This window comes from Paenibacillus sp. JT22N1 (genome assembly GCF_059692155.1).
Genome location: NZ_JCAUAW010000005.1, coordinates 390,295 through 415,919, shown reverse-complemented (window position 1 = coordinate 415,919; position 25,625 = coordinate 390,295). Strand labels below are relative to the sequence as shown.

22 protein-coding genes are annotated in these 25,625 nt (G+C 44.3%); 5 read left to right on the top strand and 17 right to left on the bottom strand.

The features are described from left to right. Positions 1 to 76: 76 nt before the first annotated feature. From AC58UU_RS13075 to AC58UU_RS13050, 6 genes are all read right to left on the bottom strand, one after another. Positions 77 to 625 (bottom strand): peroxiredoxin, encoded by a 549-nt coding sequence (locus AC58UU_RS13075; RefSeq protein ID WP_047681044.1) that lies wholly within the window; start codon positions 623 to 625, stop codon positions 77 to 79. A gap of 306 nt (positions 626 to 931) precedes the next feature. Continuing rightward, on the bottom strand, positions 932 to 1,645 hold the full coding sequence (locus tag AC58UU_RS13070; protein ID WP_497316261.1) for an ABC transporter ATP-binding protein: 714 nt from the start codon (positions 1,643 to 1,645) through the stop codon (positions 932 to 934). Then, positions 1,638 to 2,420 carry an ABC transporter ATP-binding protein gene (locus tag AC58UU_RS13065; protein ID WP_497316182.1) on the bottom strand — a complete coding sequence of 261 codons (783 nt, stop codon included), beginning with the start codon at positions 2,418 to 2,420 and terminating at the stop codon, positions 1,638 to 1,640. Before AC58UU_RS13065 ends, AC58UU_RS13070 begins: the two co-directional genes overlap by 8 nt. Before the next feature lie 18 nt (positions 2,421 to 2,438). After that, a complete protein-coding gene (locus AC58UU_RS13060; RefSeq protein ID WP_497316180.1) occupies positions 2,439 to 3,449 on the bottom strand; it encodes a branched-chain amino acid ABC transporter permease in 1,011 nt (336 codons plus the stop codon). Beyond that, positions 3,450 to 4,358, bottom strand: coding sequence for a branched-chain amino acid ABC transporter permease (locus AC58UU_RS13055; RefSeq protein ID WP_497316178.1), 909 nt, complete (start codon positions 4,356 to 4,358; stop codon positions 3,450 to 3,452). It abuts the gene before it with no gap. An 80-nt stretch (positions 4,359 to 4,438) separates the two neighbouring features. Next, complete coding sequence (locus AC58UU_RS13050; RefSeq protein ID WP_497316176.1) at positions 4,439 to 5,587, bottom strand: branched-chain amino acid ABC transporter substrate-binding protein; 1,149 nt, start codon at positions 5,585 to 5,587, stop codon at positions 4,439 to 4,441. A 748-nt stretch (positions 5,588 to 6,335) separates the two neighbouring features. Between AC58UU_RS13050 and AC58UU_RS13045 the strand changes: the two genes are divergently transcribed. The 5 genes from AC58UU_RS13045 to AC58UU_RS13025 all read left to right on the top strand — a co-directional run bounded on the left by AC58UU_RS13045 (position 6,336) and on the right by AC58UU_RS13025 (position 12,568). Then, the gene (locus tag AC58UU_RS13045) at positions 6,336 to 7,250 is read left to right on the top strand and encodes a proline dehydrogenase family protein (protein ID WP_497316174.1); all 915 of its coding nucleotides are present in this window, start codon (positions 6,336 to 6,338) and stop codon (positions 7,248 to 7,250) included. Between the two features lie 26 nt (positions 7,251 to 7,276). After that, positions 7,277 to 8,845: an L-glutamate gamma-semialdehyde dehydrogenase gene (gene pruA, locus AC58UU_RS13040; protein WP_497316172.1), complete on the top strand. Its 1,569-nt coding sequence runs from the start codon at positions 7,277 to 7,279 to the stop codon at positions 8,843 to 8,845. A gap of 81 nt (positions 8,846 to 8,926) precedes the next feature. Next, complete coding sequence (locus AC58UU_RS13035; protein ID WP_497316170.1) at positions 8,927 to 10,189, top strand: Glu/Leu/Phe/Val family dehydrogenase; 1,263 nt, start codon at positions 8,927 to 8,929, stop codon at positions 10,187 to 10,189. Between the two features lies 1 nt (position 10,190). Continuing rightward, the gene (locus tag AC58UU_RS13030) at positions 10,191 to 11,594 is read left to right on the top strand and encodes an NAD-dependent malic enzyme (RefSeq protein WP_497316168.1); all 1,404 of its coding nucleotides are present in this window, start codon (positions 10,191 to 10,193) and stop codon (positions 11,592 to 11,594) included. A gap of 179 nt (positions 11,595 to 11,773) precedes the next feature. Next, on the top strand, positions 11,774 to 12,568 hold the full coding sequence (locus tag AC58UU_RS13025; protein WP_497316166.1) for a DUF2935 domain-containing protein: 795 nt from the start codon (positions 11,774 to 11,776) through the stop codon (positions 12,566 to 12,568). A 112-nt stretch (positions 12,569 to 12,680) separates the two neighbouring features. Here the strand turns inward: AC58UU_RS13025 and leuB are convergent, their stop codons facing one another. The 11 genes from leuB to ilvC all read right to left on the bottom strand — a co-directional run bounded on the left by leuB (position 12,681) and on the right by ilvC (position 25,593). Next, positions 12,681 to 13,760 (bottom strand): 3-isopropylmalate dehydrogenase, encoded by a 1,080-nt coding sequence (gene leuB / locus AC58UU_RS13020; protein ID WP_056835930.1) that lies wholly within the window; start codon positions 13,758 to 13,760, stop codon positions 12,681 to 12,683. Between the two features lie 152 nt (positions 13,761 to 13,912). After that, complete coding sequence (locus tag AC58UU_RS13015; RefSeq protein WP_497316164.1) at positions 13,913 to 15,001, bottom strand: Ger(x)C family spore germination protein; 1,089 nt, start codon at positions 14,999 to 15,001, stop codon at positions 13,913 to 13,915. A 26-nt stretch (positions 15,002 to 15,027) separates the two neighbouring features. Further along, positions 15,028 to 16,128, bottom strand: a complete 1,101-nt coding sequence (locus AC58UU_RS13010) for a GerAB/ArcD/ProY family transporter (protein WP_497316162.1) — start codon at positions 16,126 to 16,128, stop codon at positions 15,028 to 15,030. 25 nt (positions 16,129 to 16,153) lie between these two features. Then, complete coding sequence (locus tag AC58UU_RS13005) at positions 16,154 to 17,272, bottom strand: Ger(x)C family spore germination protein (RefSeq protein ID WP_497316160.1); 1,119 nt, start codon at positions 17,270 to 17,272, stop codon at positions 16,154 to 16,156. Continuing rightward, positions 17,269 to 18,369: a GerAB/ArcD/ProY family transporter gene (locus AC58UU_RS13000; protein ID WP_497316158.1), complete on the bottom strand. Its 1,101-nt coding sequence runs from the start codon at positions 18,367 to 18,369 to the stop codon at positions 17,269 to 17,271. Before AC58UU_RS13000 ends, AC58UU_RS13005 begins: the two co-directional genes overlap by 4 nt. Next, positions 18,366 to 19,901, bottom strand: coding sequence for a spore germination protein (locus AC58UU_RS12995; RefSeq protein WP_497316156.1), 1,536 nt, complete (start codon positions 19,899 to 19,901; stop codon positions 18,366 to 18,368). Before AC58UU_RS12995 ends, AC58UU_RS13000 begins: the two co-directional genes overlap by 4 nt. Before the next feature lie 147 nt (positions 19,902 to 20,048). Then, the gene (locus AC58UU_RS12990; protein ID WP_497316154.1) at positions 20,049 to 20,891 is read right to left on the bottom strand and encodes a VanW family protein; all 843 of its coding nucleotides are present in this window, start codon (positions 20,889 to 20,891) and stop codon (positions 20,049 to 20,051) included. A gap of 101 nt (positions 20,892 to 20,992) precedes the next feature. Continuing rightward, positions 20,993 to 21,262 (bottom strand): hypothetical protein, encoded by a 270-nt coding sequence (locus AC58UU_RS12985; RefSeq protein WP_497316152.1) that lies wholly within the window; start codon positions 21,260 to 21,262, stop codon positions 20,993 to 20,995. Positions 21,263 to 21,430: 168 nt separating this feature from the next. Beyond that, positions 21,431 to 22,627 carry an aminotransferase-like domain-containing protein gene (locus AC58UU_RS12980; RefSeq protein WP_497316150.1) on the bottom strand — a complete coding sequence of 399 codons (1,197 nt, stop codon included), beginning with the start codon at positions 22,625 to 22,627 and terminating at the stop codon, positions 21,431 to 21,433. A gap of 96 nt (positions 22,628 to 22,723) precedes the next feature. Continuing rightward, entirely contained in the window at positions 22,724 to 24,271 is a 1,548-nt protein-coding gene (locus tag AC58UU_RS12975; RefSeq protein ID WP_029199208.1) for a 2-isopropylmalate synthase, read from the bottom strand. Between the two features lie 329 nt (positions 24,272 to 24,600). After that, a complete protein-coding gene (ilvC, locus tag AC58UU_RS12970) occupies positions 24,601 to 25,593 on the bottom strand; it encodes a ketol-acid reductoisomerase (protein ID WP_047681140.1) in 993 nt (330 codons plus the stop codon). Positions 25,594 to 25,625 lie beyond the last annotated feature (32 nt).

Sequence of the window (25,625 nt, the reverse complement as noted above, 5' to 3'; positions counted from 1 at the left end):
GCTCTCCTTCATGAAGAAAAGCTCCCCTGCTCGCATTCGCATGCCAACCAGAGGAGCTTCTCTATGTATTCAAAGCTTATTTTACAACCAGGTTTTTGTCGCCTGGTTTCCAGTTCATTGGGCACAATCCGCCGGATTGAAGTGCTTGAAGCACACGAAGTGTTTCTTCTACGCTGCGGCCTACGTCGTTGTGGTTAACAACTTCGTATTTCAATTCGCCTTCTGGATCGATGATGAACAGACCGCGAAGCGCGATACCTTCTTCTTCGATCAGAACGCCGTAGTCACGTGCTACGGATTTCGTGATGTCAGCAGCAAGTGGGAATTCCAATTTGCCAAGACCATTATCGTTGATTGGAGTATTGATCCAAGCTTTGTGCGTGTGGATACTGTCGATGGAAACACCAAGAATCTCAGTGTCCAATTCTTTGAATTGAGCAGCAGCATGACTAAGTGCTGTGATTTCTGTTGGACAAACGAATGTGAAGTCCAATGGGTAGAAGAATAATACTAACCATTTTCCTTTGTAATCAGACAAAGAAACTTTACCAAATTCTTTACCGTCACCTGTAGCGGTCTCCATTGTAAAATCTGGAGCTTGTTTACCAACTAAACGCTCTGCCATGGGTATGATTCCTCCTCAAATCTATCTTATTCGTATAAAATGGTAACATCCGACTAGATGAAAGTCAATAATTAGATCAGATACTACATAATAATTATTATAATATATGAAGAGCTGATGAACATGAACGATTTCGCTTCCCTATGTACGCTTTTGGATGCCCTGCTCCCCTTAATTGAGGCTAAAAAAATCAATTTACAAGCAGTAGGGGCTGTCCCAAATGTCATAGATAGATGACTTTTGGGACAGCCCCTGCTAATACTTGAAATAGCCGTTCCTACGAACCGACGCTGCCGAATGATAGGCTTAATGTGCGCCTAGGTAGGCTTTGACGATGTTGTCGTTGCTGCGAAGTGCTTCAGAGCTTTCTTCCATTGTAATGTTGCCCGTTTCCAACACGTAACCCCGGTGGGCTAGTTTGAGTGCAGCCTTGGCATTCTGCTCTACCAGCAAGATCGTTGTTTTGTTCTGTTCGTTAATGTTTTTAATGATCTTCATGATTTCAATGACGATAATGGGAGCTAGCCCCATGGACGGCTCGTCGAGCATTAGCAGCTTCGGCTCGGCCATCAGCGCCCTACCGATCGCAAGCATCTGCTGCTCGCCTCCGCTTAACGTACCCGCCATTTGCTTGTGACGCTCTGCTAATCGAGGGAACATGTCGAAAACCATTGCGATTTTTTGCGCCGTCTTGGATTTGGCACCTTTTTTGGTAAACGCGCCGAGCTCCAAGTTTTCCGTCACTGTCAGCGCGGAAAAAACGCGTCTGCCTTCCGGAACATGGATCAAACCTTTTTCCACGATGGCATGAGCATCGGTCGTCGTGATGTTCTCGCCACCAAACGACACCGAGCCTTCCGAAGGACGGATAAGACCGGAAATCGTTTTTAGGATCGAACTCTTGCCGGCTCCGTTAGCGCCGAGCAGCGCAACGATTTCACCTTGTTTCACGGTAAGGGATACGCCCTTAACCGCCTGAATTTTGCCGTAGTACGTCTTCAGGCCGTTCACTTCAAGCAGATTCATCGGCTTCATCCTCCTTTCCGAGATAGGCTTCGATAACGAGTGGGTTATTTAATACCTCATCCGGCGTTCCTTCCGCGAGCTTTTGTCCATAGTTAAGAACGAGAACCCGCTCGGACACCTTATTGATAAGCCCCATATCGTGCTCAATCAGCACCACAGAAATCTTGTAAGTCCGGCGTATTCGACCGATTAAATCGATCAAATCCTGCTTCTCGGTAAAGTTGAAGCCTGCGGCTGGTTCATCCAGGAATAGGACTTTCGGCTGAATGGCTAGCGCCCGAGCAATTTCCAAATATCGCTGCGCCCCGTATGGCAAGTTTTTGGCTCGGCGGTTTCTGTACTTGTCAATGCCAACAAACCGGATGCATTCTTCCGCGACACTTAGGATCATTTCTTCTTCCAGCCGCTGCGCTTTCGTATGAAACAAGGCGCCATAGAGGCCCTGCTTCGTTAGAGAATGCATCCCGGCCATGACGTTCTCGAGAACCGTCAAATTCGGGAATACCCTGAGGTTTTGGAACGTTCGCGCCATGCCTTGTGCTGTAATCTGATGCGGCTGCTTTCCGACGATATTCATCCCGTTAAATACAATTTCCCCGCGCGTTGGCCGGTAAAAGCCAGAGAGCATGTTGAACAACGACGTTTTACCGGCACCGTTCGGTCCTATTACGCTCATCACGGTTTCATGAGGAATGTCGAAGCTCAAATTGTTCACGGCTGTCAATCCGCCGAACTGCAGATGCAAATTTTTGACTTGGATAATCGGCATAAAGGGTTTCACCTCCGGTTACTGTTCCGTATCTTCTTTGTCGGGGACGAGCCCTTTAGGACGGAAAATCATTAAAATTACAAGCGCGACGCCGAATACTAGGTAACGGTAACGATCGACGCCGATGTTCAAATGAACGACTTTGTCGAAATCCCGAAGCAATTCCGGTATGACGATAACAAGAACGGCTCCGATAATAACACCGGATACTCGGCCGACTCCGCCGAGAATGACGGCAAGCAAAATCATCGTCGATTGCATGAAGCTGAAGCTTTCCGGCGCGATCGCCGTCATCTTGACAGCAAAGATGGAACCGGCCAGGCCACCGAGCATGGCACCCATCGAGTAAGCAGCAAGTTTCGATCGCGTGCGGTTGATACCCATTGCTTCCGCTGCATCTTCGTCTTCACGGATATAAGCCCAGGAACGACCGATTCGCGAATTTTTCAAACGCAAGGATACGAAGATGACGATCAGCATAAGCGCGAGGATTGCCCAGAACGAATAGCTTAAATTGTTGATCGTTACGCCACCAAACTGCACCGGAGCCGGAAACGGACTCATAATGCCGTAAATGCCGGAGGCGCTTCCTGTAAAATCGAGATTTTTGGCAGAGATGCGAACAATTTCGCCGAACCCTAGTGTAACGATGGCCAAGTAGTCGCTGCGCAAACGAAGCGTCGGAGCTCCAACGAGAATGCCGGCTAAGGCCGCCAAAGCGCCACCTATCAGCATCGTAGGCCAGAAATTCATATGAAACTGGGTCATCAATATGCCTGTTGTGTACGCTCCTACTGCGAAGAAGGCGGAGTACCCGAGATCAAGCAGTCCAGCATAACCGACGACGATATTCAGCCCGAGTCCAAGACAAATGTAAAACACGGCCAGAAACCCAACGTCAAGCCAGTAGTTGCCTGCGTAGAACGGAAATAGCGCCGCGGCAACGAGTAGAATCCCAAGCAGTAAGGGCTTGCGTTTCTCCAGTAATTTCGGTTTGGCAACGGTATGGTGTATCGTTTTCTCCATCATCTACATCCTTTCCGTCACTTTTTTTCCAAGCATGCCGGTTGGTTTCAAGACTAGCAATAAAATGAGAATAATAAAGGCAAATACGTCCTTCCACTCGCTTCCGAGTGCATATGTCCCGAATGTTTCCAGAAGTCCAAGCACAAGACCGCCTAGCATGGCACCCGGAATGCTGCCGATTCCGCCGATGACCGCTGCTGTAAACGCTTTCAGTCCGAAAATGAAACCCATCATAAAGGTGATTGTGCCGTAATAAGTTGCATTCATCATGCCTGCCGAGGCTGCGAGAGATGAGCCTACAAAGAACGTAAGCGCAATTACGCGTCTCACATTGATGCCCATCAAGCTGCATGCCGTCTGGTCAAGGGCGATTGCCCTCATCGCCTTCCCATAAATGGTTTTGTGGATAAACAGCTGCAGTCCAACCATGAGTAGGACCGAGATGGTGATAATCCCGATCTGCGTATAAGTGATTTGCGCACCCAACAATTGAAAGCCTGCCGTTGGTAGTGTAATCGGCATAATATGCGGCTTGGAGCCGAATGCTGCCATCACGCCGTTTTCAAGAACAAGCGACATGCCTACCGCGGTAATGAGAATGGACAGCTTCGGTGCCTTCAATAGAGGACGGTAAGCAATCCGTTCAATACCCATCCCGAGAAATCCGGTTACAATCATTGAAATGACAAAGGCAGCCACTAATCCTAGTACGCTTCCTCCCACGCCGGTAAGCTTCGCAAGCACGGTATAGCCAACGAAAGCACCGGCCATGAACACATCACCATGGGCAAAGTTCAGCAATTTGATAATGCCGTAAACCATGGAATAGCCCAGAGCGATTAATGCGTAGAACGAGCCGATGATGAGCGCGTTGATCAACTGTTGAATAAACAAGTCAGTCGTTATTTGCAAGGCGGGCACTCCTATTCCTGTTAGAGTGGCGTACGGCGCCATCTGGCACCGCACCACTCCAAAATTGTTTGAAATCTCTATTATTCGGCTTTCAAAAAGCTGCCGTTCTTGATTTGCAACATCACGAAGTTCGATTTCTTCAGCGTACCGTTGTCGTTAAAGGCTGTTTGATCGGAATTCAGAGTCTTAAGTTCCGTTTTCTTCAATGCAGCTGCGATTGCGGCTTTATCCGTAGAACCCGCACGTTTGATCGCATCGGCCATAATGTTCATACCGTCATATTCAAGTGCGGAGTAAGGACCTGGCTCCTGGTTGAATTTCGCTTTGTATTCTTCCGTAAACTTCTTCGCTTCTGGCAGCAAATCTGCTGTTGGCGGTGTTGTGATGAAAGCTCCTTCAACCGCGCCTTTGCCAGCAATTTCGACGATTGTTTTGTCGTTTGCTCCGTCACCTACGCCGATAATTCCGCTAACGCCCTGCTGTTTGAACTGTTTGATAAACAATCCGCCTGCTTTATAGTAAGCAGTCCAGTACGTTGCATCCGGCTGAGCTTGCTTCAGCTTGGAAACAAGCGGGGAAAAGTCCGTTTCATCCGGATTGATCGCGTCATAGACGACAACTTGTCCGCCTGCAGCGGTAACGGCAGCTTTCGTACGTTCAGCTAAATCTTTCGCATAACCGGAATTATCGTGAATGATGGCGATTTTTTTCGCGTTTTTCTTTTTCATCATGTAATCGGTTGCAATTTCCGCTTGGTGAAGAGTCGTACCATTGATCATGAATATTTCCGGGAACTTCTGATCAGAGATCTTCATCGAGTTAGCAGCGGTAATGACCATCGGGATTCCGCTTTGATGGTAAACACCAGTTGCCGGAATCGTAGCTCCGGAGCAATAACCGCCTACAATTGCGGTAACGCCCTGAGACACCAGTTTGTTAGCGGCCGCCGTCGCGGTTTGTGGATCACAAGCGTCATCTTCAGCAGTCAGTTTGATCTTTTTGCCGTTGATACCGCCTGTCCCATTGATTTTCTCTATAGCGAGTTCAGCGGCTTGTTTCATATCTTGTCCCATTTTCGCTTCGTTACCGCTTAGTGGAAGCTGCAGTCCGATCAAAATGTCGCCATCGGCAGCTTTACCGCTGGAGGTCGTTCCTTGTCCGCAAGCACTCAAAATCATCAAACTTGTGATAGCGCTTACAACAAACATGCTTTTAATTCGCTTATTCATAGTAGACCCCCTAGTTGTGTGTTCGATGTTCATTCTATACACAAAACAGAAAAAAGTGTACAAGAAATATTTTACATTTGTGTTTATTGTGTATATTATTTAATTGTTCATTGTTGTATATGAACAATTTTGCACATTTCTTCCATACTGAAGAAGCGCAGCACTCCTTTCTCGAAGTGTCGGCGCCTAGAGCGAAGCTTGATATAATAAAATGAACGGCTTACGCCGTTCTTGGGTTAGAGTAATGTTGATGAACATTCTTAGCATTGCCAAGAAGAAATCAATGAAATTGTTGTATTCCGTACAACTTGCCTTGCTCCCCCACCCCCATTTCTTCAAAAAAACCGCAAACAAAACACAAGGAAAACATAGTTACTGATCGAATGATTAAGCACTTCCTCCACTACTCTATCTCACTTAGCCTAGCAAAAATCCGTAAGTTTTCATCCAAATACGCGGCGATGTCCGTATCATTCGAGCATTTGTTAATAAGAGCGAGATCTTCTGTTGTAAATACAAGCTTCGCTGCCAAAGGCAACGACGCTTGATTCTTTTACAATAGGAGGAGAACTCTTCTATCTTCGAATCAGCAAAGCGTGTATGGAATTGGCTGTCCCACGCAAATTGTTCAATCATTTCACCCGCATCATATTATTTTTAAACAATATCTGTTCAAAATTTAAATAATAGTGTATAGTTCGTTTATACATTTAAACAACACTGTTCAATTCTTCTGGGGGAATCATACATGGAAATGATGCTGAGAAACATGTTTCAATCATTGGGCAAAAGCCGCTCCGCGAATCGATTAGCCAAAAAGTACGGCCTTCGTTTTGGAGCCGCCCGTTTTGTAGCTGGTGAAACCATCAAACAATCGATTGATGCTGTAAGCGGTCTCAATAAGGATGGTAGAATAGCTACTTTAGACCATCTAGGAGAATTCGTCTTTAGTGAAGAAGAAGCTACATTGTCCGCTGATATGTGCATACAAACATTAGATGCCATTGCTAGCTCAGGCGTACAGTCCAATCTTTCATTGAAAATGACATCACTCGGCCTAGATATCAGCAGAGAGCTTTGCGTAAACAATATGAAACGAATTCTGAATCGAGCTCGCAAATATGATAATTTTGTTCGGATCGATATGGAGGATTACGCGCACTGCCAAGTTTCGCTTGATATCTATCGTGAGCTTCGAGAAGAGTTCGATAATGTCGGGATCGTGATTCAAGCTTATCTGTTCCGGACGGAGCAAGATATTAAGGATTTGAGTACGCTGAGTGCCAACTTGCGTCTCGTTAAAGGGGCATATAAGGAATCCCCTCAAGTTGCTTTTCCAGAAAAGAAAGACGTCGATGAAAATTATAAAAAAATCATTCAAATGCATTTGAAAAATGGTCATTATACGGCTGTTGCCAGCCATGATGAAGCGATCATCAACTTCACGAAACAATTCGTAATTGAGAACGGAATCTCCAGAGATCAATTTGAATTTCAGATGCTTTATGGTATTTGTGAAGAGATGCAGAAGCAATTAGTTAAGGAAGGATACCGGGTCCGCGTCTACGTTCCCTATGGTGTCGATTGGTTTGGATACTTTATGAGACGGTTAGCCGAGCGGCCAGCGAATGCCTGGTTTGTTCTTAAAAATATGTTTAAATAGGCCCGCAAAGGGAGAGGAGAACGAATATGAGCACATTTACAAAAGTAACCCCTTATGCAAACGAACCCTTCACTAATTTTTCTTTGGATGAAAATAAGCAAGCCATGGAAGCTGCAATTGCGAAAGTGAAATCGGAATTAGGCCAAGAGTACCCGCTTTATATCGGATCAGAGAAAGTCGTTACAGAAGCGAAAATCAAATCCATTAACCCAGGTAATGTGGATGAAGTCATTGGATATGTGAGCAAAGCGGATCAGGCACTAGCGGAAAAAGCAATGGGAGCCGCTTTAGAGACTTTTGAATCTTGGAAGCGTGTTCATGTAAGAGAGAGAGCAGAATATTTGTTTAAAGCGGCAGCGCTTATGCGTGAACGTAAGCATGAATTTTCTGCGCTTATGATTTTGGAATCAGGTAAGAACTACGTTGAAGCTGATGTAGATACCGCGGAAGCTATTGATTTCATCGAGTTCTACGCTCGGGAAATCATTCGTTTGAGCGAAATCAATGAGACTCAACCGTTAACCAAAATTGCCGGTGAAGACAATAAGATTTCCTATATCCCACTTGGCGTTGGAGTTATTATTCCTCCTTGGAACTTCCCGCTCGCTATATGCGTGGGCATGACGACAGCTGCAGTTGTATCAGGTAATACAGTTCTTCTTAAACCTGCTTCTACTACTCCAATCATTGCGCACAAGTTTGTTGCTTTGATGCGAGAAGTAGGACTTCCAGACGGTGTTATCAATTTCATTCCGGGAAGCGGTGCTGAAGTTGGCGATTATTTGACGACACATCCGAAGACTCGCTTCATTAGCTTTACAGGCTCCAAAGAGGTTGGTCTGCGCATTAACAAGTTGGCCGCGGACACGGTTCCAGGTCAGATTTGGATCAAACGCGTCGTTGCTGAAATGGGTGGAAAAGATGGCGTTATCGTCGATGAAACGGCTGATCTGGATGCAGCAGCATCCGCGATTGTCGCATCAGCGTTCGGATTCCAAGGCCAGAAATGTTCAGCTGGTTCCAGAGCGGTTATTGTGGAATCGGTGTATGACGAGGTTGTAGAAAAAGTAGCCGCTCTGACGAAGCAGCTGCAAATCGGGCTGCCAGAAAACAATTTCGCTGCAGGTCCAGTTATCGATAAGACTTCGTACGAAAGAATTTTGGAATATATCGAAATCGGTAAACAAGAAGGCACTCTGCTTGCCGGCGGTGAGAAGGCTGAAGGAAACGGCTATTACATCCAACCAACCGTATTCGGTAATGTGAGCGGCAAAGCACGGATTATGCAAGAAGAGATCTTCGGACCGGTGCTCGCTATTGCGAAAGCGAAAGATTGGCAAGAAGCGATCGCAATTTACAATGACACTGAATTCGGTTTGACAGGCGCTTACTTCTCCACGAACGAGGAACGTATCGCTGAAGCTCTGGAGACCGTACATTGCGGTAACTTGTACATCAATCGCAAATGCACAGGTGCGTTAGTCGGCGTACACCCGTTTGGCGGATTCAATATGTCAGGTACAGATTCCAAAGCAGGCGGTTATGACTACCTATTGCTCTTTACACAAGCTAAATTAACGTCCCGCAAAATTTAAGGCTGTGTGGGGCCCTCTATAATTAAATGGAGGGCTCTTTTTTAAGAGTACTTATCTATAAATACTAGGGGGAAATATGAGATGAGCGTTAAGGTAGAAAATGTGGAAAATGTAGATGTGTTGGTAAGAACGCAGCTGGTGATTGAAACGGCATTGAAAAAAATGGGGTACTCTGACTCCCTTTATGAGCTGCTAAAGGAACCATTGCGCCTATTGACGGTACGAATCCCATTAAAGATGGATGATGGATCGGTTAAAGTGCTTACAGGCTATCGCGCTCAACATAATGATGCGGTTGGACCAACGAAGGGGGGCGTCCGCTTCCACCCTGATGTTACTGAGGAAGAAGTTAAAGCGCTCTCCATGTGGATGAGTATTAAATGTGGCATTACAAATCTGCCTTATGGTGGCGGCAAGGGCGGAATTCAATGTGATCCGCGTTCGATGTCTTTTCCAGAGTTAGAGCGGCTTAGCCGGGGCTATGTTCGTGCTATCAGCCAAGTCGTCGGACCAACCAAAGACATTCCGGCACCTGATGTATTCACCAATTCGCAAATTATGGCCTGGATGATGGATGAATACAGCCACATCCGCGAGTTTGATTCACCCGGATTTATTACGGGCAAGCCGCTGGTTCTAGGCGGATCTATAGGACGTGAAACATCCACAGCATTAGGTGTAAGTATTGTAATGAATGAAGCTGCCAAAGTGCTTGGGATTCCTATCCAAGGTGCGAAAATCATTGTACAAGGGTTTGGAAATGCGGGCAGTTATTTGGCCAAATTCGTGCATGATGCGGGCGCTAAAGTGGTAGGTATTTCCGACGCGGGCGGGGCTTTGTATGACCCGAACGGATTAGATATCGATTATTTGTTGGATAGACGGGATTCTTTCGGAACCGTTACGAATTTATTTCCTAACCGTATCACGAATAAAGAGTTACTAGTTCAGGAATGTGACATTTTAGTGCCAGCGGCTATAGAGAATCAAATAACGGAGGAAAATGCTTGGCAAATCAAGGCGAAGCTGCTGGTTGAGGCTGCTAACGGTCCTACTACTAGTATCGCTACAGAGATTTTAACACAAAGAGGCATCATGATTGTTCCCGACGTCCTAGCCAGCGCGGGGGGAGTAGTGGTATCCTACTTTGAGTGGGTTCAAAATAATCAAGGTTATTATTGGACGGAGGAAGAGGTTAACGAGAGACTGCATAAAATTCTGGTTGACTCCTTCCATAACGTTTATCGAACTTCACAAGAGAAAAACGTGGACATGCGTTTGTCAGCTTACATGGTTGGACTTAAGCGCATGGCTGAAGCTGTAAAGTGGAGAGGTTGGGTTTAAAGTGGCGCAAACAAGTATTATTTTCCGATTAGAGTTAGATCATAATAAGGTTAGTTTCGGCGATGTAGCGGCTGCAATCAGCAAGTCCGGAGGAGATATTACCTCTATTGACGTGATACGTCCAGGTCATGATTTCTCCATTCGGGATATTACTGTCGATCTTTCGGATAAGGATGAAGCGTTAATCGCAGAAGCTCTGAAACAACTCGAGGGCATTAAAATCATCAACGTCTCTGATCGCACCTTTCTCGTGCATTTAGGTGGCAAAATTACCATTCAGCCGACACTTCCGATCAAGAATCGCGATGATTTATCCAAGGTATATACCCCTGGTGTTGCCCGAGTCTGTACGGCGATAGCTGAAAACCCGAAGAAAGCGTATTCACTTACCATTAAGCGAAATACGGTGGCAGTTGTTACTGATGGTACTGCTGTTCTAGGCTTAGGCGACATTGGCCCGCATGCTGCAGCTCCGGTTATGGAAGGTAAAGCTATGCTCTTCAAGCAGCTCGCTGGCGTAGATGCATTCCCGATCTGTTTGGATACCCAGGATACCGAAGAAATCATTCGTACGATCAAAGCGATTAGTCCGATTTTCGGCGGTATTAACTTGGAGGACATTAGCTCACCACGCTGCTTTGAAATTGAGAACAGGCTCGCTGAAGAGCTGGAGATCCCTGTCTTTCATGATGATCAGCATGGAACAGCCGTCGTTGTGATAGCGGGACTGCTCAATGCACTCAAAGTCGTTGGCAAGCGGATTGAAAATATCCGTATTGTCGTTAATGGGATAGGTGCTGCAGGCGTATCCATTTGTAAAATGCTGCTCCAGGCAGGCGTTACGAACCTCGTTCCTGTAGATCGGGAAGGAGCTATCGTGCGCGGTGGGACTTACGACCACCCTATGTGGCAATGGCTTGCCGAACAGCCTCAGGTGGAATCGACAGAGGGAACGCTTCAAGAAGTGATTCAAGGCGCAGATGTATTTATCGGGGTGTCAAGAGGTCGCCTTTTGAAAGAAGAAGACGTGAAGAAGATGGCTCCTCAAAGCATCGTGTTCGCAATGGCCAATCCCGATCCTGAAATTACGCCGGAGGAAGCGCTCCCGCATGTTGCTGTATTTGCTACGGGACGAAGCGATTATCCGAATCAAATTAATAACGTGCTTGTATTCCCAGGATTATTCAGAGGCGCACTCGACTGCCGAGCACGGCGAATTAATGAGCCGATGAAGCTGGCCGCGGCGAGAGCGATTGCTTCCGTCGTTTCAGGGGCAGAGCTCAATAAACATTACATTATCCCTAGTATTTTCAATGAACAAGTCGTGATACAAGTGCGCAAAGCTGTGATTGAAGCGGCCATTTTAACGAATGTTGCTCGGAGAACCCCGCCTGAGTTTAGGTAATGGGAAATAACCCGACAAGAACAAGGAGTAGTTTGCTACGGCGACCTGCTCCTTGTTCTTTTTTTACTATTCAAATCAATCGCAGTCATTCGTTGTCCTATTTTCACGACATCTGCATAAGCTCCTCACACGAAGATTATACATAGGTATCAGACTACTTCTTGAGGAGAGTGTCGGAATTGTCAAATGAGTTCGTTAGTCGTTCATTGGATGAGATACGATTCTGGTCACGTATTATGAAAGAGCATTCTTTATTTCTGAAGCTGGGATTTCGGTGTGAGGATACGCAATTAATTCAAGAAGCAGATCATTTTTATCATACTTTTGAACAAATAGAAGGCAAATCCCATGCATTCACGGAGTTAACTGATCCTGAGCAAATCAGACGCTTTAACATGGAAGTTCACTTAGCCGCAACCCATATTTGGGCTTTTAAAAGAAGGGTTTTAGGTCTCATCATTCAATGTAAACTTCCAGGCGGTAATAATCTCCCTTTATTAGTTGATCATACCAGCAGAGAGGCCAATTATTTTAGAAATCGATTAGAGGAATTGAATGCTGGTCGATTAGAACCGCTGCCTGATGCGATCATTGATGAAAATGTTTTCTTTTTGAGAATAATGGCTGACCATGCAAAGTTCATCGGACATCTCCTTGATCCGTCCGAACGAAAACTAGTTGAGCAAGCTCGAAACTTTAGCCAAGATTTTGACCAACTGCTCTTTCAAGCCATTGATTTAAGCGGAATGCGTCCTCAATCCCAAACGGAGCCACTTCTCGACCAATTCCTTGATCAGAATCGGGTTTCTGTCGTTTCTCTGCGTGATTTCAAAAAAACAGCAAAGGATTTAATCGATGCTTGTCGGATAAAAAGTATCATTCATCCTTTACTTGCAGACCATGTGTTTCGTGAGGCTGAACGATTCCTATATATCATTGATATGTTTGAAGCAAGCTTAACAAGAAAACAATGATGTTGCCTGTGAATTGTTGTACACCGTACAACTTGCCTTTCTATTTCTCCATTTCTTCAAAAAAAGCTCGCCCTCCGAAGCCTCGAAGGCCTCGTCGGGCAAGCTTATTTTATTATTTACGCATAGCGTCTACGATCAATTGGCCCATTGCAAGGGTACCGATTGCTGTGCTCTTATCAACCGCGATGTCGCCTGTACGGTGACCCGCATCCAGCACTTCTTTCACTGCACGCTCGATGGAATCTGCAGCTTCGTGGTAACCGAATGTCAAACGGAACATCAATGCTACCGAAAGAATGGTTGCGATTGGATTGGAGATGCCTTGACCTGCAATATCCGGAGCGGAGCCATGTACCGGCTCGTACAAGCCGAAGCTGCCTTCGCCAAGAGAAGCGGATGCCAACATACCAATGGAACCTGTCAGCATGGCTGCTTCATCACTCAGAATGTCGCCGAACATGTTTTCAGTCACGATGACGTCGAAGCTGGATGGGCGGCGCAGCAATTGCATCGCACAGTTATCAACAAGCACGTGCTCTAGCTCAACATCCGGATAATCAACCGCAATGCGGTTCACGGTTTCGCGCCATAGACGGGAAGTTTCCAGAACGTTCGCTTTGTCTACAGAAGCAAGCTTCTTGCGACGCGTCTGTGCGATTTCAAACGCTTGGCGAGCAATACGCTCGATTTCAGTGACATTATAAGCACAAGTATCGACAGCTTCTTGACCATTTGCTGTTTCACGACGGAATTTCTCACCGAAGTAGATCCCGCCAGTCAATTCACGAACAACGATCAAATCCGTTCCTTCCAGCACTTCAGGTTTCAATGTGGAAGCTTCTTTCAAGCAGTCAAAGATGAAAGCTGGACGAATGTTCGAGAACAGTCCAAGCGCTTTACGAATACCGAGCAGGCCCGTTTCAGGACGAAGCTCTTTGGAGTTGTTATCCCATTTCGGTCCGCCAACAGCTCCTAGAAGTACAGCGTCTGCCGATTGGCAAACTTTCAACGTTTCTTCCGGAAGTGGTGTTCCTTTCTCATCAATCGCAATACCGCCGAACAAGGCGTGCTCTGTTTCAAATTGATAACCGAATAATTCTTCGGTACGTTTCAATACTTTTTCCGCTTCTGCAACGACTTCTGGACCAATTCCGTCTCCAGCGATTACAGCGATTTTCTTCACATCTGCCATGACTGCCATTCACTCCTTAGATTAGTAAACCTGCTGTTAAAAGCATTTACTATCGTTATATACTGCTAACATTGTATCATAAGTAGCCCCTCTTCTTTAGATATAAAAGCTATCGCATTTATAGGTATCACCTATTAACATTTCTCAAGTGACTATTCGGAAACCCCAATACTTTTGATGATCACTTTAGGTGAAACATTTACCGTTGCTTCAGATAGTGCTTTTACCCAGTTATCCTCTACCTTCTTCCAGTTTTTATAATGATGTGCACGGACGTGAAAGCCAAACTGAAAGGGATCTACTTGATATTTCTGAGCTTTCTTGATTAAAGCCTCGCATTCTTTTTTCAACTCTTTTTCAATGACTTGTTCTAGCTGTTTCTTCTTCTCCTCTAAGTCTAAGGCAAACATTCGCTCCGTTAAATCGATCTGAGCCTTCGTATCGATATCGATGGTCAGATCGCTTCCTTCGAACTTTGCCTTGAACTTAGTCTTCGCCTTTTTAATATTGAAACTCACATAGGACAATTTTTCATTCGTATGGAACATTTCAGGAGGTAATTGAAACGTTAACGGTAAAGGGTTATTCACATTGCGCTGTAATAATAGGAGCAGAGAACTTTCTTGATGATTCAAAGAAGCCGCATAGGTGCCGTCTTTATGTAAAAGAGCAGTACCTGAAATAACGAGTTCATTTTTCTCAGCTTTCATCTCAGTTAAAAAAGGCGTCATTCCTTTATCCTTCATTTGTTGATGAAATTCCTGTAATGAGGTTTGCACTGTAATACTGCTCTTTTTTGAGCTATCTGCCAGTTGTTTAATCACGTTGGAGATCATACCTTTATCACTCATGTTCGTATACATCACATCTTTAACGGTCCCATCAACCACAATCACACTCGCATTAATCTCATTTCGGGAATCGCGGAAGAGAACATCCAAATAGGGAAATGCGTTTCTGTGCTGCAGCAGTTTTTTTCCTATAAGAACATTTTGCGATTTTCCGTAAGCAAGGCTGCCGCTCGTCTTACTATCAATTCCCCCTTTTGATTTGCGCATCGTTTTAGCACTCGTTGATGTGATTTTATATCTATCTGTGGCTTCTTTGTTGAAGACAGGAGTTGATGTGAATACGATTAGCTTATTATTCTCATCAAAATCTATACCCTCTGTAAGAACAAACTGTTGATTCTCTATATAAACGGCTTTACCGCACCCCGTTACAATCAACAAAACTGTCATTGTTAATAAAAGATAATTGAATCTTATCATTGTTTCGGTTCCTTTCTAACATAATGAAAAATCCATCCGTAAATCCAAAGGAAAATAGGGAACACAAAAGCGATAGAAAAACCTGCTATTCCCCACGTATTGGCCATTAGCGTTATTTGAGAAGAAGTAGGGATAAAAAAGAATGACAATAGGATCCATAGACATATGAGTATTCGTAAAACATTTCGATGATCCTGCTTGCCAAATAATTGACTTGTTCCTAGTGCGGCCACGTAGAGTAAAGGAATAATCGTCATAAATATCATAAACAAATAAAAGGACAAGCAGATGACCTCCAGCCGTTCCAAAAAAGGCAATCGGATAACCTTCAATAAGTTGAGCATGGGATAAACGTAATCTGTGACCTCAGTTGGAGCGAATTTAGCAAAACAGACGATTGTAGAGGTTAAATAGATCATCATCGTTAATGAATTCGCAATAACAATTCCCTTGGACGCTGATTTCTTGTCCTTTAGAAAAGGATAAAGGATGAAAGCCAGTTCAAATCCAACAAAAGAATATATGGTTGATTTTACAGCAGACAGAATGGGAAACACGCCTCCTTTCCCAATCGGAAGAAGGTACATCCACTCTATATCCTTTAGTGCTAATAACAACAAGAAAGGCATCCACATAGTGACAATAAATACAAGCTCAGCGAAGAGTCCGATCCCCCTTATTCCCTGCTTAGTAATCATATAGATGGGAATGGTAAACAGGATCATTAAAATGAAGTTCCGTATATCCGGAACGATCCATATTTTTATGATATGAATCGTGGAAAACATAACTGTACTTGCTGCATATGCCGCGAGGAGACTCCATGCTGCTGCTAAACCTTTACCCACCCACTTGCCAAAGTATTTAGACAAAATTTCGAATAATGTAAACTCGGGATTTTTCTCCATAATTCGTATGATGACTAAGCTTAACAGCATAGACAAAATCCAACCCAATATAATGGCTATCCATCCGTCGGTACCGGCAGTTTCAGCTAAATCGCGGGGAAGGGATAGGACACCGATCCCGACTTGGACTTCAAATATAATAAGGATGTATTGAATCAAGGAGATTTGATTAAACGAATATTTGTTCATGGTTAATCTTCCCCTTCTCTTAGCTTTATTCGGAAACTCCGATACTTTTGATGGCAACTTTAGGAGAAACATTTACGGTTGTTTCAGATAGAGCTTTTCCCCAGTTATCCTCTACTTTCTTCCAGTTTTTATAATCGTGTGCCCGCACATAAATCCCAAAACCAAAGGGGTCTACTTGATTCTTTTGAGCTTTCTTAATTAAATCCTGGCATTCTTTTTCAAGTTCTTGTTCAATCGCTTGTTCCAACTGTTTGCTCTGTTTCTCCATGTCTAAGGTAAACATACGTTCCGTTAAATCGATCGGAACCTTCATCTGGATATCGATGGTAAGATGGTTTCCTTCGAATTTTGTTTTGAAATTAACCTTTGCCTTTTTAATATTGAAACTCACATAAGACATTTCTTCATCCGTATGAAACATCTCAGGAGAAAGCTGAAACGTTAACGGGATGGGATTGTTCATATTGCGCTGCAAAAATAGCAATAGAGAACTTTCTTGTTTATTAAAAGAAGTAGCATAGGTACCATCTTCATGTAAAAGAGTGGTCCCTGAAATAACGAGATCATTTTTCTCTACTCTCATTTCAGTTAAGCATGGCGTTATTGCATTATCCATCATTTGTTGATGGAATTTCTGCAGTGTAGTTAGCACTGAAATTCTGCTTTTATATGTGCTTTCTATCAATTGTTTGATCACGCCACCTAATCGACCTTTATCACTCATATTCGTATGCATCACGTCTTTCACATCCCCATCAACCACAATCACATTTGCATTAGTTTCATTTTTAGGATCGCGAAAGAAGACATCTAAGTAGGGTAATACATTGGTTTGTTGCACCATTTTTTTCCCTATAAGAATACTTTGTAATTTTCCAGATGCAAGATTGCCGTTTAGTTTCGACTCGAGTTTTTTCTTCGATTCACGAAACGTATCCGCAGTTGCGAATGTAATTTTAAATCTATCCTTAGCTACGTTACTGAAGACAGGACTTGATGTGTAGAGCAGCAACTTCTTTTCTTCATCAAAATCTATACCCACAGCAAAATTAAACCGTTGAGTCTCTATAGAACCTGCCTTGCCGCACCCGGTTAACCATAATAAAGCTGCCCATGTTAAGAAAATGCCATGCCATTTCTTCATTGCTTCTGTTCCTTTCTAGCATGATGAAACAGCCTTCCGTAGATCCAAAGGAAAATGGGAAACCCATAAGCGACATATGTACCTGCCGTCCCCCACGATTTGCCCATTTGAGTTACTTGGGAAGCAGATGGGAGGAAAAAGAATGACGATAGGAACCATAGGCACATCAATATGCGTAAAATATTTCGATGATCCTGCATGCCGCATAATTGACTTACGCCCAGCACAGCTGTATACAGGTAGGGAATGATCGTCATAAATAGAATATACAAATAAAAGGAAAGGTAAATGATTTCCAATCGTTCTAAAAACGGCAGCCGGATGAGCTTTAGTAAGTTGAGCGTGGGATAAGTGTAGTCTTTGATCTGTTCGGGAGAAAACCTAACATAACTGATTACTGTCACCATGACAAATATAAGCATGGATAAAGAATTTGCAATAATAATTCCCTTGGACGCGGATTTCTTGTCTTTTAGAAACGGATATAGAATGAACGCCAGTTCAAACCCAAGGAAAGAAAGGATGGTTGATTTTACGGTAGACAGAATGGGAAACAAGCCTTCTTTACCGATTGGAAGAAGGAACAGCCAATGGGCATCTTTTAATCCATACAACAACAAGAAAGGCATCCACAAAGTGATAAGATAAACAAGCTCAGCAAAGAGTCCGATTACCCTTATTCCATGCTTGGTAACCATATAGATGGGAATGATAAACAGAATCATCAAGATGAAGTTCCGTATATCTGGTATGATCCATAACTTTATGATATGGATCGTTGAAAACATGACCACGCTTGCTGCAAATGCCGCGTACAGTATCCAAAGAACATATAAACTTTTACCTACCCATTTACCAAAGTATTTAGATAAAAGTTCGAATAACGTTTTTTCGGGGTTTTTCTCCATGATTTTTATAATGATTAAGCTAAGAAGAATAGACAAAATCCAACCTAACAAAATAGATATCCATCCATCGGTACCGCCAGTTTTAGCTAAATCGCGGGGAAGGGAAAGTACACCGATCCCTACTTGGGTTTTATAGATTATAAAGATGTATTGTTTCAAAGAAATTTGATTAAACGAATATTTATTCATGGTTGATCTTCACCTTCTCTGTTTGCTCCCTGTCTTTTTAGTTGAGTTGGATCGGCCGAGAGCGGGCGTTTTTTCATTTTCCACATAGGGACTCTAATCCATACGTCTTTCCAATCAGACAGTCGGATGGGAGCAACCGGACTTCCATAGGAAATTCCAAAAGATTCCATTGAAATAAGGTGAGCCCCAATAATCATCAGCCCTATCACAATGCCTACCATACCGAACAAAGAGGCCATAATCATCATTGGAAAACGGAGCAAGCGTAGCGAAGATGACATGTCGTAATCAGGGATAATAAAAGAGGAAATAGCCGTGATGGCAACGATAATCACCATAATATTACTTACAATTCCCGCTTGGACCGCCGCCTGACCGATGACAATACCCCCTACGACACCTATTGTTTGTCCAATAGGGCCTGGAAGACGTAAACCTGCTTCCCTTAACATCTCTAGGGCTATCTCCATTAGAAATGCCTCTACAATCGGAGGAAAAGGTACCTTTGCTCTGGATTCCCCAATCGATACCAATAAATCCAAAGGAAGTACTTCATAATGAAACGAAACAATGGCTATATATACAGCCGATAAAGAGATCGTCGTAATTAAGGCAAGATAGCGTAATAAACGTAGAAAAGTCGCTATGAGCCAGCGATTACTGTAATCATCCACACTCTGAAAGAATGCCGAAAAGGTTACAGGAGCAACAATCACACTGGGTGAATGGTCGACAATGACGACTATTCTCCCTTGCAAAATATGGGCTGCAGCAGAATCCGGACGTTCCGTCATGATTAATTGTGGAAACAGACTGATTGGATGATCTTCTATAAATTCTGCCAATTCTCCCGTATTTAAAATGGCATCCACATTAATTTGCAGCAGGCGGTCCTCCATTTCATTCACGAAACCAGGTTGTACAACATCCTCGAGATACATCACAGAAACTCTCGTATTTCCCCGAGATCCGACATTGTATTCTTTAATTTTCAATTCGCGATTAGGAAGATAGCGTCTGATCAAGGCAATATTCTGCCCCGATGTCTCGACAAATCCTTGATGTGATCCCTTTAGCGTCGATTCGATTTGCGGCTCTTTAATCGCTCTCTGGGGCCAGCCTTGCGTACATAAAACAAGCGAACGCTCTTGCCCATCAATAAATAGGATGCTTTGGCCTTGGAAAATCGATTGTTCAATTTGGGACCATAAAGTTACAATTTCTGTTTTTGCTATCGTAGTGGAAGAGTTCCAAACATCGTTAACCGAATTGATTTCATACATGAGCGGTTTTAAGATGTTATTATTAATCGCTGATTTATCAATGAGCCCTTCCAAATAAACAAGTACGGCATTTTCCCCTGTTCTTAATTGAAACTGACGAGTAATGAGATCTGGGGCAAAGCTAAATAATGCTTGCAGCGTAATTAGGTTATTTTCAAGGGTCCCCGAAATCGATTGATTAAGATGATCGGATGATTTCTTGATTGGAACTGATTTTATTCCATTTAACCATCTACGGATCGTCCCCATCCCTGCACCACCATTCTGATATCATGTACCCAATAGTTTCCCATATATAGGCAAAATTATTCGAAAACCAACGTTATGCAAACAAATGCAAAGAAGCCATCTGGATGTATCATCCAAATAGCTGCAAAAGAAGGTTAGAATTCCCGATTAACTATGAACAATATTTTCTTGATTTGTAGCTGATGATTCGCCTTGCGGCAATAGGGGCTCATACATCATAATGGCATGATTCTCGGTCACCCATTCATCCCTAACAATTTCTCGTTCCAGGTTCAGCACCCTACGGTGAATTTCATTATGTCTCACATATCCGCCCCAGTATTCACGGGTAATCCAGTGCCTATTCTCATATATCTCGTAGGTATGAATCGCTGGCCTTGCAGCACGCCACTCCCCAACCAAATGAGTGTCCGTGACCCGGATAACCAGTTGAAACTCCCCGTTCTTCTCATTAAGAATTTGCAAGTCTAAATAATTGTAGAAACAAGTTGCCCCGCTTCCAAAAGGTTGACTCCTACCTGCATCCGGAAATACGTCATAGCTGTGCCGATACCTTTCCGTTACGGTAAGTGGCGTATGCAGCGTCATCCAGTAGATTAAATTCGAAAGCTGACATAACCCACCTCCGACGCCAGCCTGCACCTGCCCATGAAAAAGCACCATACCGTCCAGATAGCCCTTACGTCGTGTCGTGCTGCCAATTAGCCGCCAATAGGAGAATGTTTCTCCTGGCTTTATAATGACACCATTTAACTGCTTGGCTGCGATCCTTAAATTAATCACTTTATTATGCTGTAGCCACATATCTACATCCTTCAACTCTCTAAGGAGTGGAGTTTTATGTGAAAATAAGAGATAAGGGAGAGGTTCCGCTTGCTTCGCCCTGGCATATGTCTTATCATCCAAATACCACTGAAGATACCTTTTAAGTCGATACACTTTTTTACCAAGGAATATTCTTGCTCGGCTTCGGTTGATTGGTTTAAGCAAAGAAAAGCCTCCTTCAACAACAGACAATTTCTTCGATCATTTTGAGCAAAAAACCGCCAATGCCAGTAGTAGTTCACTGACTTGACGGCTAATTTGTAATCTTAGAGCTTTGAGATAACTATGGAAATGATAATACCAGAAACTGAAATCCAAAAGAAATAAGACTTTACGATCCTACCAACCAATGAATCTTGAAATTGGAATTGTTTCTTTTGATTATGTTCCATATTCAAATCAGTGACTGATCCGCTATTGCCGCCCATACCAGTTATACTAGTAAATCCCTGGCTCAATGCACCTTTTGCAATACAAGTTACAATAAGCAATACTAAAGAACCCATGAACAAATAATTGGAAATCTGTATCAACATGAAGTCACCAATCCTTTCCATTGTCCTCCTTTTATCATAATTTGAAATATATTCCACGTCAATGATCCGAAACTAAACAATCAAAGCCACATCGCTAATTAAATCACAAAAAAAGCACCCTCATGCTGTGGTCTTAGACGACCAATTTGCATGAGGGTGCGCTATCTTCTATGCATTTTGTAGATATGATTCCATAGCCTTAGCTAATTTCTGCATACCGAGAATCGTGTTCGCACGATCCGTATGCGTGTAATTCAAGCGCATCGTGTTGTATTGTGGATTTTCGGCGTAAAATGTGGATCCTGGAACAAACGCTACGCCCTCTTTTACCGCGATTTTCAGCAGATCTTCTGCACGAATTTGCGTCGGCAGCTCCACCCAGATGAACATGCCGCCCTTCGGTTCTTCCCACTTCAGTCCAGGCCAGTTTAACTCTTGGAGCAGACCTGACATGAATTTCATCCGATCATAATAATGCTCGCGAATTAATGAAATATGCCCGTCTAGGTCAAAGTTCTCAAGCAAATGATACAGTGTTTGTTGATCAATGGTGCTTGAGTGCAGGTCCGCGGATTGTTTAAAACGAGCAACTTGACGAATAATCGTCTCGTCCCCCATCACCCAACCCGTTCGGAAAGCAGGCGCGACGGTTTTGGAAAATGTGCTGGTGTAAACAACATTCCCTCCTTCAGCTTTGCCACCCAGTGAGAAGATCGTTGGATAGGTTTCGCTTTCGTCAAACTGAATTTCCCCATACGGATCATCTTCCAGAATAAGGACTTCCGCGCCGCGGCAAATATCCAATAAGCCTTGACGGCGTTCCAAGCTCCATGCACGGCCTGCCGGGTTGGAGAAGGTCGGAATGACATAAACCATCTTCGGATTGTGCTTCGCAATTTTGGCCGACAGATCTTCAAGAATCATACCGTCTTTATCGCTATCAACCGAATAAATCTTAGCGCCTTTGGCTTGAAACACTTGAATCGCCGCCAAATACGTTGGGCTTTCAACAAGAATGACATCGCCTTCATCAATGTAAACACGCGTCATAAGATCGATTGCTTGCTGAGAACCCGTCGTCAGCAGCATCTCGTCAGGTGTTACTTGCATATTCTTAGCAGCCATCCGCTTACATAAGGATTCACGAAGTGGCTTGTAGCCCTCAGTTAAACCATATTGCAGCGCTGACTTCCCGCCGCCAATCACTCTTTGAAACGCATCAGCCACCGCGTCCAAAGGAAAAAACTCTTCAGCAGGCAATCCACCGGCAAAAGAGATAATCGAACTGCCTTGTGTCAGCTTGAGAATTTCTCTTACCGCCGAGGATGAGAAACCTTCCAGCGATTTAGAAAATCGATATTTCATAAATGGACGCATCCTTTCGCATTTGGAGAAAGCACCCCTCCTCGCTATGCTTGGAGGTGAGGTGCTTATCTGGGTGGTGCCGTTGGATCTAGATTATTAAATCAACGTGACGTTGCTTCTGTTGCTTGTTGGGGTTTTGCGTTTATCAATGAGCCTGTTCACAGCGTCCAAATACGCTTTGGCGCTTGCTTCGAGAATATCCGTAGAAATACCGCGACCTTGAACAGATACATCGTTCTGCTTAAGAACAACGTGAACTTCGCCGAGCGCATCTTTCCCGTGGGACACGGATTTGATGGAATAGTCATCGAGCTCAACGTCTTCCTTCGTTGCTTTATCAATCGCGTTGTAAATCGCATCAACCGAGCCGTTACCGACTGCGCTTTCCGCCACCTCGGTGCCGTCCTGGAAGCGAACATGAACCGTTGCCGTTGGTGTCATTTGGTTGCCATATGCAACCTGAAGCGTGCCAAGTGCGAAAATTTCCGGCGTCTCGATCAATTTCTCTTCGATCAATGCGCGAATATCTTCGTCTTCAACCTGCTTCTTGCGATCTGCCAAATCTTTGAACTTGGCGAAAGCCGCGTTCACTTGCTCGTCTCCGAGGTCGTAGCCGAGATCAATTAGCTTCTCACGGAACGCATGGCGTCCGGAGTGTTTACCCATCACGAGCTTACTTTCCTTGACCCCGATGGTCTCAGGGGAAATAATCTCGTAAGTCGTTTTCTCTTTGAGCATCCCATCCTGATGGATGCCGGACTCATGGGCGAACGCGTTAGCGCCGACGATCGCCTTATTGCCTGGCACCACCATGCCGGTCAGCTTGCTGACCAAACGGCTGGTGCGGTAGATCTCTTTCAGCACAAGCGAAGTTTTCGCTTGGTAGAAATCCTGACGCGTCTCGAGCGCCATGACAACTTCCTCGATCGAGGTATTGCCCGCTCGCTCGCCGATGCCGTTGATGGTGCCTTCGATTTGATCGGCACCATTCAACACCGCCGCTAGCGCGTTAGCGGTAGCCATTCCGAGGTCGTCATGGCAGTGCGCGCTCAGCTGAATCTTCTCAATGCCTGGCACGGTCTCCTTCAGCATTTTGAAAATATTGCCGTAGTCGTATGGCGTCATAAATCCGACTGTATCCGGAATATTCACGACGGAAGCGCCAGCACGAATAGCCATTGCTGTTACTTCTGCGATGAAATCCAGCTCAGTGCGCCCTGCATCTTCGAGTGAAAACTCGATTTTGCTGAAATATTTTTTCGCATATTTAATCGCTGCTTCGGCTGTCTCCAGCACTTGGTGTTTCTCCATCTTCAGCTTATGCTGGCGATGAATAGGAGACGTCGCTAGGAATAAATGAATACACGGGTCCTGAGCGCCCTGTAGCGCTTCACGGACGGCCTCGATGTCACTCTCCTTCGAGCGGGACAAACCGATAACAGAAGCATTCCTGACGGCTCTCGCAACGGCATTCACACCAGCCAAGTCACCAGGCGATGCGGCTGGGAAACCAGCCTCCATACGATCAACGCCAAGCTTCTCTAGCTGCAGCGCGATCTCGACTTTCTCCTGCGTGTTCAGGTTCACACCTGGCGATTGCTCTCCGTCTCTAAGCGTTGTATCAAAGATGTAAATTTTGCGCACCATGTCACCTCCTAAAAGATGGTTGTTTAAATGTGTTAATACCTTACTTGAAATTCACAACCGTTCCGGTCTTCAGCATTTACTTCCGATCGTTTCTTGAAAACGTGTCCCCCTCATCTGACTAAAACAAAAAGTAGGGACACGTTTTCAAATACGAACGCTACGCTTCTCCAGCAAACACTGAGCCCTCCACTGAGCATTTCGAAGAAGGTTATTAAAAGATTTAAGACAACATTTTTACTCGTCTTTATAGTATTCACAGGGAGTGATTGGGAAATTCTCCTCAATCACTCCCTGTGGAAGGTATTGCTATAAATTAGTACTTATGATTACTTTTTGATCCAGTGCATCATTTCGCGCAATTCTTTACCAACCACTTCGATTGGGTGCTCTGCTTCATTGCGACGAGTTGCGTTCATGAAAGCAAAGTTGGATTGGTTTTCCAAGATGAAGTCGCGAGCGAATTTACCTTGTTGAATATCTGTAAGAACAGCTTTCATTGCTTTTTTCGTTTCAGCTGTGATGATACGAGGACCAGTTACATAGTCACCGTATTCAGCTGTGTTGGAGATGGAGCTGCGCATGGAAGCAAGTCCGCCTTCATACATCATATCAACGATCAATTTCAGCTCGTGTAGACACTCGAAGTAAGCCATTTCAGGTGCATAACCAGCTTCAACCAATGTTTCGAAACCTGCTTTAACCAGTTCAGAAGCACCGCCACAAAGAACAGCTTGCTCACCGAACAAATCAGTTTCTGTTTCTTCACGGAAAGAAGTTTCGATAACGCCTGCACGTGTACAGCCGATTCCTTTTGCGTAAGCAAGACCGATTGCTTTTGCGTTGCCAGTAGCGTCTTTCTCGATTGCGATCAAGCCAGGAACGCCAAAGCCTTCAACATAAGTACGACGTACCATGTGGCCTGGGGATTTAGGAGCTACTAAGAATACATCTGTACCTTCAGGAGCTACGATTTGTCCGAAATGGATGTTGAAACCATGGGAGAACATGATTGCTGCGCCTTTTTTCATGTTCGGTTGAATGGACTCACGGTAAACGCGAGCTTGTGTTTCATCCGGCATCAAGATTTGGATTACGTCAGCGCGTCTTGCTGCTTCTTCAACGGATACAACTTCGAAACCATCATTTTTTGCAGAATTCCATGAACGACCTTCACGAAGTCCGATAATAACGTTTAATCCGCTGTCACGCAAGTTTTGTGCTTGTGCGTGCCCTTGGGAACCATAACCAACAACTGCAATCGTTTTACCTTTAAGTACCGCTAAGTCTGCATCTTTTTCATAGTAAGTAGTAACTGCCATTCGAATAAATCCTCCTTTGATATGATGAATCC